Origin of the sequence: Paraglaciecola sp., from assembly GCF_039943935.1 — a bacterium.
Taxonomy (GTDB): domain Bacteria; phylum Pseudomonadota; class Gammaproteobacteria; order Enterobacterales; family Alteromonadaceae; genus Paraglaciecola.
Window position 1 is genome coordinate 29341 of record NZ_JBDUZQ010000023.1, and the last position, 12595, is coordinate 41935.

Annotated in this window: 10 protein-coding genes; 1 reads left to right on the forward strand and 9 read right to left on the reverse strand. The window is 41.2% G+C overall.

Going from position 1 to position 12595, the window contains the following annotated elements:
* Window positions 1–31: 31 nt before the first annotated feature.
* Window positions 32–1180, reverse strand: a complete 1149-nt coding sequence (locus tag ABJD71_RS15010; protein ID WP_348171111.1) for an alanine racemase — start codon at window positions 1178–1180, stop codon at window positions 32–34.
* A 174-nt stretch (window positions 1181–1354) separates the two neighbouring features.
* Between ABJD71_RS15010 and ABJD71_RS15015 the strand changes: the two genes are divergently transcribed.
* The gene (locus ABJD71_RS15015) at window positions 1355–2323 is read left to right on the forward strand and encodes a threonine/serine dehydratase (RefSeq protein WP_348171114.1); all 969 of its coding nucleotides are present in this window, start codon (window positions 1355–1357) and stop codon (window positions 2321–2323) included.
* 286 nt (window positions 2324–2609) lie between these two features.
* Here ABJD71_RS15015 and ABJD71_RS15020 read toward each other — a convergent pair whose 3' ends face one another.
* From ABJD71_RS15020 to ABJD71_RS15055, 8 genes are all read right to left on the reverse strand, one after another.
* Entirely contained in the window at window positions 2610–5735 is a 3126-nt protein-coding gene (locus ABJD71_RS15020) for an efflux RND transporter permease subunit (RefSeq protein ID WP_348171117.1), read from the reverse strand.
* 49 nt (window positions 5736–5784) lie between these two features.
* Window positions 5785–7089, reverse strand: a complete 1305-nt coding sequence (locus tag ABJD71_RS15025; RefSeq protein WP_348171120.1) for an efflux RND transporter periplasmic adaptor subunit — start codon at window positions 7087–7089, stop codon at window positions 5785–5787.
* Window positions 7082–8488: a TolC family protein gene (locus ABJD71_RS15030; protein WP_348171942.1), complete on the reverse strand. Its 1407-nt coding sequence runs from the start codon at window positions 8486–8488 to the stop codon at window positions 7082–7084. The genes ABJD71_RS15025 and ABJD71_RS15030 overlap by 8 nt, the downstream gene beginning before the upstream one ends.
* Window positions 8489–8646: 158 nt before the next feature.
* Window positions 8647–9765, reverse strand: a complete 1119-nt coding sequence (locus ABJD71_RS15035) for a DUF6136 family protein (protein WP_348171123.1) — start codon at window positions 9763–9765, stop codon at window positions 8647–8649.
* Window positions 9762–10367, reverse strand: a complete 606-nt coding sequence (locus ABJD71_RS15040) for an ABC transporter ATP-binding protein (protein ID WP_348171126.1) — start codon at window positions 10365–10367, stop codon at window positions 9762–9764. Before ABJD71_RS15040 ends, ABJD71_RS15035 begins: the two co-directional genes overlap by 4 nt.
* 112 nt (window positions 10368–10479) lie before the next feature.
* A complete protein-coding gene (locus ABJD71_RS15045; protein ID WP_348171129.1) occupies window positions 10480–10734 on the reverse strand; it encodes a hypothetical protein in 255 nt (84 codons plus the stop codon).
* Window positions 10735–10828: 94 nt separating this feature from the next.
* Window positions 10829–12106: a M56 family metallopeptidase gene (locus ABJD71_RS15050; protein WP_348171132.1), complete on the reverse strand. Its 1278-nt coding sequence runs from the start codon at window positions 12104–12106 to the stop codon at window positions 10829–10831.
* Complete coding sequence (locus ABJD71_RS15055) at window positions 12099–12473, reverse strand: BlaI/MecI/CopY family transcriptional regulator (protein WP_348171135.1); 375 nt, start codon at window positions 12471–12473, stop codon at window positions 12099–12101. Before ABJD71_RS15055 ends, ABJD71_RS15050 begins: the two co-directional genes overlap by 8 nt.
* Window positions 12474–12595: the final 122 nt, after the last annotated feature.

Below are 12595 nucleotides of genomic sequence, written 5' to 3' on the forward strand. Positions count from 1 at the left end.
TACCTGTAGCTTGTAAAATGAAACTCGTAAATTACCAGCCGTTTATACGATCCCATTCAGCTATGACATGGTCGCCGTCAACTACGTAATATTTTGAGTATTGACTTGCTGTTGAGCACGCATGGTTAGGAAGAACTTGAACATGACTGCCAATATTTAACGTGGCAGGTCGTACGGAGTTTACAGTGGTTAAGTTAGATAGAATTCCGTGTTCTTGATTGGCTTGCCTGACAATCAAATTGTTTACGGCATGGCCATCTATTGTGGAAACTAAACCATATCCATAGTCGATGGTTTGACCACTTGTACCGCGATCTCTAGAGAGCGCCATCCAACCACCGTCAGTAATTATCCAACCTTTGGCATGCTGAAAGCCGATTACCGAAGCCAGTACACTTAACGCAATGTCTTTGTGTTGACACACTCCAACTCCGGCCATTACTAGGTCAAAAAATGTGTAAACGCCCGCTCTAACTTCAGTTATGCCCTTGAGATCGTCAATTGATAGTGCCGTTGGCGTAGAGCCAATCGACACAACAGGGCATGGAAGCTTGACATCTTTTAATCTATCGGCAGCAAGAACTGATCGGTCTCGTTCTAAATGAGAAATTTCAAGTAACGATTCTGGAGTGTTGCAATGGTATGACTCGCCAGCATGGGTCATTACACCCAGCATTGATGTCCCTTTACTACCATCGATAATCGCAGCGATTTCGATTAATTCATCGCCTTCTGGATCTACACCGGAGCGATGGTTATCAGTGTCAAGTTCAATTAGTACTTTGAAGCAAATTCCATTTCTTTCTCCGTAAGAAGCAACTAGCTTTGCAACATCTATGTTGTCTAAAATTATTTTAAGGTCACAGCCTGCCATCATTAAATGTTGTACATGTGATAATTTATCTGGAGATATGCTTACCGCATATAGAATATCAGTCACCCCATTTTCAAAAAAATAGTCAGCTTCTTTCAGTGTCGAAACTGTAATACCTTCGGTGTTTCCACCTTCAATAACCTTTCGCATAACGTCGATTGATTTATGCGTTTTAACATGAGGACGTAAAGACCCCCCTAATGCCCCAATATGCTCAGAAAGGTGCTTTATGTTGGCTTCTAACTTATTTATGTCTAATAGCAAACAAGGAGTTGGAAGGTTACTGACTAAAGTAGGTAGCTGCATTGTGTTAATTCTCAGGTAGTTATTGTAATACGTGTCTATTGCTTATAACAATAATACATTTTACAATCTATGTAAATTTAGTGTGTGGTATTTATATTAAAAAGCGACTGTTAGCCAATGGCTTTTATGTTGCCAAAAATGAGCAAAATTACTAATTAGATTGGAGGTAATACAATGATAATCGATATTCTTGAAATTAAAGAGGCTGCAGACCGGATTGCAACGCAGGCTGTGCGTACCCCGATAATCGAAAGTGCGCAACTCAATGCCGATACAGGGGCAAGGGTCTTAATTAAGGCTGAGTGTCTGCAGCGTAGTGGTTCATTCAAGTTTAGAGGGGCTTATAATCGCTTGTCTCAACTTAGCCAAGCTCAAAGACGTGCTGGGGTTGTTGCTTGGTCTTCAGGAAATCATGCACAAGGTATTGCAGCTGCTGCGCAGATTTTGAAAATACCTGCAACCATAGTCATGCCTCTCGATGCACCTGAAATTAAGATGCAAAAGACAAAAGAGTATGGCGCTGAAATTGTGACCTATGACCGTTATACACAAAGCAGAGAGGATATTGGTAAGGCATTGTCAAAAGAGCGTGGGGCAACATTAGTACCGTCTTATGATGACCATCACATTATTACAGGACAAGGAACCGTTGGCTTGGAGTTTTTAGAGCAAAGTCTTGCACTTGGATATGAGATAGAACAGTTATTGGTTTGCTGCGGTGGCGGTGGACTTATTGCTGGGACGGCAAGTGCGTTCTCGCAATTAAGTCCAGATACAGCGGTATATAGTGTAGAGCCTGATAGTTTTGATGATCACAAACGTTCCTTAATCTCTGGCACGAGAGAATCAAACGCACCAGATGCGCGCTCAATATGTGATGCGTTATTAGCTCCAGAGCCAGGCAGCATGACCTTTCCGATCAACCACGCACTGTTAACCGCAGGTCTTTCTGTGTCTGACGCCGAGGTACGTGATGCCATGAAATATGCATTTTCGACATTAAAGCTCGTCATCGAACCAGGTGGAGCGGTTGCTTTAGCTGCTGTTTTAGCTGGGAAATTAGATGTTAAAGGGAAAACCGTTGGGGTTGTTGTTAGTGGTGGAAATGTTGATCCTGTTGTATTTTCTGAATCTATTCTCTAGATAATAGATTTTTACTTAATGGGTTGTAAGGTTTTCATTGATTCATCGCTCAATGTTTGGCTGAAGGTATTTAATTTAATAGTATTTAAGTGATAAGCAAGGCAGAGAAAAATAGAGTACAACAAGAAAAACAAAGTTCTTAACAATCAACCTTGTTACTACGACGTATCGTTAACCTCTGCAGCGAACTTATTTGAAGAACGAGATAACCGTTGTTAGCGGCCTTGCCAAAAATATGCACAAAGCCGCTATATTGTTTGATTGTATTAGCGAAATAAAAAAGTTATTACGTTTGTTGTAATTCTTTAGGGGCAGGAGTCGATGAGTCGGCCCTGTTTCCTTTCAAACGCTCTACCAACATGTAATTTATGGGCACTAAAATTAGTGTAATAAACGTGGCAAACAATATTCCAAACCCCAGTGATACAGCCATAGGGATTAAGAATTGCGCTTGAGTTGATTTTTCAAACAATAATGGCATTAGTCCAATAAAGGTGGTTAAGCTGGTAAGCATTATCGGCCTGAATCTGGCCGCTCCAGCGGTAAGTACCGCATCCATTAATCGCATACCTTCTTCGCGCTTTTTGTTAATAAAATCAACTAATACTAGTGAGTCATTCACTACCACGCCTACTAGGGCCAACATGCCTAACACACTCATAATGGTAAGACTCATCCCCATTAACCAATGACCCATTACCGCTCCAATCATACTAAAAGGGATGACACTCATAACGATAATTGGCTGTAGGTAAGACTTAAACGGAATCGCTAACAAGCCATAGATAGCAAAGAACACCATCAACAACCCTACACCAAGTGACGAGAATGATTCGCGCTGTTCACGGGCTTCACCTTCCATTTTAAAGGTAACTCCCGGGTATTGGTTGACAACGTCTTGCACAAATTCGGTTAAATCTGCTTGTAGAACCGTCATATTGGTATTTTCTTTTTCGACATCAGCGGTAACGCTTACTGTACGAAAACGGTCAATACGCGTTATTTTTGCTGGGCTTTTCCCCGGAACTAACGTGGCAACATGGGCCAAGGGAACGGCTCCACCTCTTGGCGTTTCTACTAAAATGTTTTGTAAATCAGCAAGGGAGCGGCGTTCGTCGATGGGTAGTCGCACCATTACCCGTACGTCGTCCCTGCCTCTTTGAATACGTTGAACTTCACTACCGAAAAAGGCGTTACGAACCTGACCAGATATATTAACTCGCGTTAAGCCTAAGGCTTTACCTTGCTGGGTTAACTCAATTTGTAGTTCTTCTTTACCATCAGACAAACTATCGGCTATTTCAAAAACAGTAGGGTAGGTGGCTAGTCTGTCTTTAATTTTATCAGCTATTTCTTCCATAGTGATTTGATTATTACCGCTAAGTTGCACATCGATGGGGTCTGATGAACGACCTGTTTCTGCACGGTAAGTAATCGTTTCTGCGCCAGGAATAGGGCCAATTAGCGCACGCCATTCTCGGACTAAATCAGCAGAAGTAACCGATATTTCTCTTGACTCGGGAGGGGTAATTTCAAACCTTACCGACCCCACATTTGATGAGCCGCCACGGCCACCTGTTGAGGCAAGTACATTGAGGATAACACTGTCTCCTGTATCTTCATCAGTGTACTTTTGTTGCAACTCTTGGGCTTTATCTGCCATTTTAACGACGAATTTATTGGTGACTTCAAACGTTGTACCTGTCGTCATAGTTAAGCTGGCTACCACCGTTTCACTTGGTACGCGAGGGAAGAATACAAACTTAGTCCAGCCACTCATAAGCAGTGTCAAGATGATAGAAAAGGTGCCAATAAATACCGCTAAGGTTGATAATTTGTGGCGTAAGCTGAATTTAAGTAAGGGTTGATAATACTTTAAGATAGCCGCTTCAAAGCCATCGGCGAATTTTTGCTGCCATTGCTCAAGACGGTTGCCCGGCCCACTTTTTTCATTACGTAACTTGATACGCTTAAGGTGTGATGGCAATACAAACTTCGATTCAATCAGTGAGAATAACAATACAGGAATTACCACGACTGGAATTTGCGAGAATAATGCACCGCGATTGCCTTCTATAAATGCAAAAGGCATAAACGCAGCCACTGTGGTGAGTATGCCGAACGTAACAGGAGTCGCAACTTCTTGTGTGCCTTTTATTGCTGCTTCTTCTCCCGATTTTGCGGTTTTTAAATGGGTGTAAATGTTTTCACCCGTGACGATGGCATCGTCTACGACTATCCCCAGCACTAAAATAAACCCAAACAGGCTCATTATATTTAAGGTGACACCAAATATAGGCATCGCTAAAAATGCACCCATAAACGAAACAGGAATCCCAATGAATACCCAAAAGGCGATAGCAGGGCGCAAAAATAGTGTTAATAGAAGTAACACTAAAATGCCACCTTGCAGGGCGCTGCCGGTGAGTGTGGCAATACGATTTTTAACGATTTGCGAGTCATCGTCCCAGTAACTCAATTCGTAACCTTCTGGTAAAAGCGGTTGTTTTTCTTCTATGTATTGCTTTACCTTATCAGCTACTTCAACAGCACTTTGTTGACCAATACGATAAACATCAATAAAGGCGGCGCGTTTGCCGTTAAAACGGGTACGTACTGGGGTTTCTTCAAAACCGTCTTGAATATCTGCCACGTCTTTGAGACGAAGTATAGAGCCATCGCTGTTTGTTTTAATGGGAATATCAGCAAATTGGTCGGTACGGTAAGCTAACCCTTTTGAGCGGATCAATATATCGCCACCTTCGGTTTTTATATTGCCAGCAGAGATGTCACTACTTGAATTGGCCACCGCATTTGATACATCTGACAAGGTTAACCCATATTGACGGAGTCTGTCTTGGGGGATCTCTAGGGCTATTTCATAATCGCGAACGCCAGCCAGCTCTAATTGGGTAATTCCGGGTATGCGCAGTAAGTCATCACGTATTTGCTCAGCAAACTCGTTGATTTCTTTTTCTCCATACACACTAGAGATAGACACAGCAATCACTTCGCGAACTCTTTGAGCCAGAGATACAACTGGGTTTTCTGCATCTGCAGGAAAAGTATTAATCGCATCTACTCGCGATTTTATATCGGCTAGAAGTTCTCTCGCATCGTAGTCTGAATCAATCTCAATACTGACACTCGCCGATCCTTCTGATGAGACACTGGTTATTCTTTCAATACCCTCTAAATCTTGAACTGCTTCTTCGATGAGGATGGCGACACCGAGTTCGGTATCTTCTGGTGTTGCGCCTCTAAGGGTTACAGATACATTAATTTTGTCTGTCTCAAATGAAGGAAACACTTCAAGAGGAATACGGCTTGTTAAGCTGTAAATACCAGCAAATAAAATAGTTATCATCAGCAAGTTTGCTGCTACATGATTTTTGGCAAACCAAGCAATCATCTCAATTCTCCAGTGCTATATAAGGGGGCGGTACATTGTGGGCTTGTCATTAGTTTTGGCCTTGTGGTCTGATACCAGAGCCTTTTCCCTGTCGCTGAGCACGCAGCTCTTCTACTGATATGCCTAGCTCTTCAGCTTTTTTCTGCAATCTGGCTAATTGTTCTTTGATTGGTTTTCTTTTTTGAGGTGTCGCATTATCACCTGCAATTGTCACTTTTGTGCCAGAGCTCACTTGCCCAAGTGGTGTGGTAACCAATAAGTCTCCGGGGGTTAACCCTGAGTCGATTATGGCTTGTTCATCATTTTGCCAACGAATAGTAATATCTTTACGTTTTAACAGGTTATCTTCGACTATGTAAACATAGGTACCTTGATAAATAGCGCTATTGCTAATGACTAAAGCGTCTTCTATGGTTTTGCCTTGCACTTCGGCATTGACATACTGACCAATTTTAATCGATGCGCCCGGATGTAGTGCTTGGTTGTAGGGGTCTTCTATTTGGGCCACTATGTAAAGTTGTTGTGAGTTACTGTCTATCGCTGCTTCGGTACGGGTAACTTTGCCAAGCCACGTTTGATTTTCACTTAGGCTTGACGTAAAGCGTGCTTCTATTGGGGCCGCTTGATTGTCACTGCTACGGAACTCTTCAGGAAAATTGACGAGGTCAATATCACTGTTGTTAATAGGCAACCTTATCTCTACTGTGTCGGTAGAGTATATTTCGGCCACCTGTGTTGTCGCTGAAAGCACTTGCCCAAAATCGACTAATTGTTCGAGTATTCTGCCACCGTAAGGGGCGGTAATTGTGGCACGCTCTAAGGCTAACTCAGCAATGGTTAATCCTGCTTCAGCAGACAATAAGGTGGCTTCTGCTGCCGCTAGTTGAGGTTTACGTAGTACTAAGTCGCCCGGCTCCTCTGAGTTTCCGAGGCGTTTCCAGTCTATGGCAGCTTGTCGAGACGTAGCTTGCTCTTCTTGTAAAGCCTGCTTAGCAGATAATAAGTCGGCCTCTGCTATTTTTACATCGGCTATGTAATCTCTAGGGTCGAGTTTAAGTAATACGTCACCTTTATCGAAAAAACCGCCATTACGAAACTGTGGGCTAACATAGGTTATTTGCCCTGACACTTGTGCCACTAATGCATTTTGAATTTTAGGCTGAACAGTGCCAAAGGTGTCTACTATTACGGTAAATTTTTCTGGGGTAAGTTTAGCCACTTCAACCGTTAATTGAGACGCGCCAGAAGGGCCGCCTCTTTTACTTTTGGGAGGGTTGCTAAATATGAATTTTGCTATCACTAATGTAGTTACTAATATTATTATCGGCACTACCACCTTTTTCACGTTACTCATTGATCAACACATCCTCTTTATTATTTTTAGACTCAGTAAAATCGCCACCCAAAGCAACGTATAGGTCAACTCGGTTGGCTAATAACTGATTTTTAATTTGTATTAGTGCATTTTGTGCATTGAAAGAGCGCCCTTGGGCCTCAAGTACAGTGGTATAGGTCACTAACCCTTTTTGATATTGTTCGAATGATAGGGTTTCTGCCGCCCTTGCATTTTCACTGGCGTTTTGTGTGGCCACATAACTTTTTTGTAAGCCTAACTCAGTGGTTAAGGCATTTTCTACATCTGAAAACGCCCCATAGAGTGTATCTAAATAGGCTTGTTCTTGCTGTTTAAGCTGAATTCTTGCCACTTCTTCTTCAGCTTTTAGGTCACCAGCCCTAAATATAGGAGCTGTCACTGAGCCGAGCAATGACCAAGCAAATGATGGCCCTGATAATAAGTCTGAAAGCTCACTGGCACTGTCAGAAATAGAAGCCGATAAATTTAAGCTGGGAAACCTTTGTTTATGTGCATAAGCAAGGCCCGCATCTTGAGCTAACACTTGATACCAACTTGCTTGGAGTGCAGCTTTACGGGTAATAATATCTGACGGTAACCCAACTGGAACGTCAGTCTCTAATAGTGGCAAGCTCACGCCTTTGACAGCAGAGGCAATGGCGCCATTTGGGTAACGGCCTAATAGCCTTTCTAAGGTTCGGGCTTCTTGTAATAAAGAGGTTTTCTGATCTTCTAAATTTGATATTTCACTATTTAATTCATTTCTAGAAAGATAAACGTCTAAGGCACTGTTTAGCCCTTGTCTGTAACCAGACTCAATAATTTGTAGGTTTTGCTTAGCGTTTTCAACTCGTTGATCAGATAAGTCTTTTAATTGGGCAGCGGTTAATAAACTAAACCAGCCGCTGACCACATTGGCGACTAAGTCTTGACGGCTTTGTTGGTAAAGCGCTTTACTGGCTAGGTAGTCTAAGTTTGCTTGTTGTTGTGCGGCAGAGAGTTTACCCCAAATATCAATTTCAATACCTGACTGTAACCCAATGGAGTGGCTGGTGCTGGTTATGTCGGTACTGACACTTCTGCTGCGTCCAGAGCTAACATTTGCATCTAAGGTTGGCCAAAAATCAGCCTTACTTTGCACAAGGCGTTGTTCTAGTATTTCTGCATCATATGCTTGTTGGCGTAAGGCATTATTTTGCAAAAGAGCTTCGTCTACCAAGGGTTTTAATTGGCTTTGATTAAACTGGCTAAGCCAATCGTCTTGCACCTCTATTGATGACTCCGTTAGTTGCCAGCTTTCTGGTACGTCGGGAAACTGTATATTTTTGTTTAGCTCACTATTGGTTGCACACCCTGTTAAGGATAAGGCAACTAGTACAGGTAAGTATCGTTTCACTATGGATAGGCCGAGGGTAAAGTGTTAAATATCAACCACTAGAATATAAGAATATTAAGTTTCGCAGAAGCACTTTACACAACTTTTACACTAAAATTTATTCACCTCAAAATTTAGTTAGTTCACCGCTAGGTAACGGCTTTTTTAGAGGTGACGGCTAATCATAATATCAGCCACAGGATAATTGCAGTGCAAATGGGGAGCACTAAATAATACTTAGATATGGTTAAAATGCCCGCTTGGGTACTTAGGTAAAAAATCACTAAAAATAACCATTGCTGCGAGTCAAATACAGCAAATAACACCAGCAACAATAGTGCGAGGCTTGTATAAAGTAAGCAGTAAATCAACCCATAACATAACTGCAGAGTGTTACTCTCGGGAGTATAAGCTAAGTAAAATTGGTAAGTTTTTCTAAGCCGCAATATATCTAATAACTTTGTCGCGAGTAAAATGCCAAACACAAAACTGAAAAAGCTCCCCACATAGGGCTGCACTGTGGGCTTAACACTTTGGGTGCAGATATCTGCAATAATCAACAATAAGATAATGGCCACGTAGCGTATTAAATTTTGCTTGGCCTGCGATACATCAGCTTGTAAATAAAACCGCCAAATACCTTTAGGAAAGTCGCCAAGTGATAATCTGTTTATAGGTATGTAACGCTCAATTACTATATCCGCCAACCAGATCCCCAGCCAATAGAATTTTGCCACAACGTCAGCAAAATATAGCCCTATCACAGGCATCACTAACAAACTCAACCAAGGTAGTTTTTGTTGTACTGCACGTAAACAGTAATAACCTGTTAGCAGGGTTAAGCCAAAAATGGGCATTAACTGTATGCTAGTAACCGATAAAGGCTGCGAGAATATTTCTTCGGTATGTTGAGTTAACATAAAACACAGCAATAAAAACGGCCCAAGTACTAACAAGTTGGCGGCATAAAGGGTGATCCCCAGCTCTGTTAATTGTCTTGTGCGCAGTGTAATGGGTAAGCTTAGGTCGTAAAGGCGGTAATGATGGGCAGTAATGCCATCTCTTTGCATTGCGACCCAACTATAAGCGAACAGCAAATATCCCCATAATGTTGAAAAATATAATGGATTATCGGCATTAGGGTCGGCCAATACGTTTAACGCTAACAGTGGGATCAGCACCAGTGCCGGCATAGCTAAAGGGAACAACGCCACTAACCCAAAACTGATTTGCTTGATGCTGTCGAGCAACTGATATAACGCGCTACGGTACACCCTTAATCTAAAACGCCAGTAATTCATACTTGCTCAGTTGTTTCATCATTGAGATTAATATGGCGTTCAAAATAATTAGCATCGTGAATAACGTCATGGCTGGCTATAATGATTTGACCGGTATAGCCCTTAAATAAACTATCTAAAGCGGTTCTGGCTTGGGTGTCTAACCCGTTGGTTGGCTCGTCTAATAAAAGCAGCTTGGGTTTATGTAAAATGGCTGTCAGTAAACTTAGCTTTTTATGATTACCGAGTGATAAGTCGCTCACTTTAGTCTGTAAAAAAACATCAAGCCCAAAGGCGTGTAGCCAATAGTCATCTAATGCACAACCAAATTGATCGCAGTGAAACTGCAAGAATTCACGTACGGTATAAAACTCTGGTAGCACTATTTTATTGGCGCTAATACCAATCTGTTTTTTCACATCAAGCCGCTTAACCGCTTGTCCATTAAAGTTGGCTGTTCCTGATGTAGGAGAAATCAACCCAGCAGCTATCATGAGTAAGGTGGTTTTGCCGCTGCCATTACTCCCAGTGATTAATACCCTAGGCTCTGTAATCTGCAAGGTGATGTTAGAAAACAAAGAGTGGTCTGAAAAGCGATGGCTGATATTCTCAAGTGATAACAAAAAAATGCCTTAAAATAACGATTAAATGCGCACCTCTCAATCTGCCATATATCTGCACATAACTAAAGGTAAACGGCGCGACGTTAGCTATTTTTTATAATGTAGTGTGATGTTAATGACGAACGCCGGTTATGAATGTGCAGTGTTCAAAAACAGAATAGTTGTCTACCGGATAAAGCTCGTACATTTGTATCTTCCCCACAATATCTTGCTCTACATGATACTTAACCTTGAAGTAGAAAACCCACTCTTCATTACTTGAACGCAGCTCTATGTAAGGGTAATGAGTGATTTTCCAGGTTCCTGATTGTAAGTCTCGATTATTTTGAACTTGGTTAGTTGACAGGTATCGAGAATAAAGATGCACTGTTGTTTGAGTGCATCCAGAAAGTAATAAGCTACAAAATTATAAAGCCACACATAAAAATTTCATAATAGTAACGGCTCTTATTGATTGCTAGTTATTTAGATTGAACTCTAACTTTCTCTAGTTGTGCAGTTTGAATCGCTTTTGCATCTAATCTAGGCTTAGAGTTTTTAACTGTTTTTTTCTTTGTGTCTGGTGGGCCCATTCTAAAATCTAATTGTACTTTTAGATTAGTTTGTCTCTGTGCTTTCCCTCCTTGAATGCGGGGTTTATACACCCATTGGTTAAGAGCATGCATTGCTACTTTATCGAACATGCCTTCCGGAATTGATTCAAGTACCTTGATATTATCTGTTGATCCATCCTTAGCAATATCAAATCCAAAAATGACGTGTCCTTCAACTCCATTTCTAGCGGCTTCAACTGGATATTTAGGCTCTATTCTAATAACGGGTTGTGCTGTGTAGAGTTTTCTAACTGAATGACTGCTATCAGCAATATTAGCAAAGGCCACTCCACCTATTAAAATACTACTAAGAGCGATAACTAAGCCAACTAGAGCTGGTTTGGCAACGCTAGTATGTTGAATGTTTTTGATACGTTTTTGCATACTGTTTTTTTCTCCATAGGGTGAATAAATTGAAAAGCTATGTCTTGAATGCTCAGCACAAAATAGTAGTGCTTTGCTATAGCTAATTTTGTCTTCTATTTTTCTGTCTTTTAATACGGTTTCGTCGCAGGCAAGTTCTTGATTACGTCTAAAAGCTCGATACGCTAACCAGCTGAGAGGGTTGAACCAAAATACCGCAACAAATATTAAAGCGAGTAAGTTGTAAAAATTGTCTTTACGCTGATAGTGGACCAGCTCGTGAGTTAACATCAGTTGTTGTTGATTAGGTGTAAATTTAACTCTAAACCCTTCTGGAATAAGTAACATTGGTCTAATTAGGCCACTTAATATGGGACCGGATAACTGGGTGTTGGTATGGACTGACAAGGCTTTGGGTAAATTGATATTAAAACTACTAGGATCGGATTTTGTCTTAGGTAAACGCTGAATTTTCCATTGAGAAATGCCCCCTAGGCACAAAATAATACTCATACCTATGGCCCAAATCCATGCCCAGTTAACGTCTAGATTGACCTTAGTATTCGTCCCATCTAATTCAACTAAGTATCGATACATAGAATTGTCATCTATGGCAACAATATCCTGTGGCAGGTTATTGGCGATTAAACATAATGGCAGAATAAGCCACAGAGAATAGACTGTATTTGCACCTAACGTTTTGATGGCTTTAGCTTCTGCAATAATAAGTAAAAGCAAGGTAAAGCAAATAACTGCTTGTTGCTCCCATAACCAGTTAATCATTGTCTTGTTCCCACTTTGCTATGAGTGCCTTTAATTCATCAATATCAGTTTTTGATAAAGCGTCGCTATCAGCAAAACCTGCCACCAAGGGGGCAACACGGCCTTTAAATAAGCGACTGACTAAGCTTTCGCTTTCTTTGATAACGTATTCATCCCGTGCAAAAAGCGGGAAGTACAAATAACTGCGTTGCTGTTTTTCAAAGTCTATTGCTTGTTTTTTTACTAGGCGGCTCAATAGGGTTTTAACTGTTTTGTCATGCCATGTATTTTTGGTGTTTAAGCGAGTAATAATCTCTTGTGCAGAAGCGGGTGACTGTTCCCACAAGGCTTCGAGTACTTCAAATTCGGTTTTAGTGATATCTTTCATTTTAGTGATTACAGTTGTAGTCTTTGTATTTAGATTACACTTGTAATCAATGGGGTCAAGTGAAATTTGTTATTTTTTAAACAATAAAGGATTTACTTTGTTAGAGGTTCGTTGTTTCATCT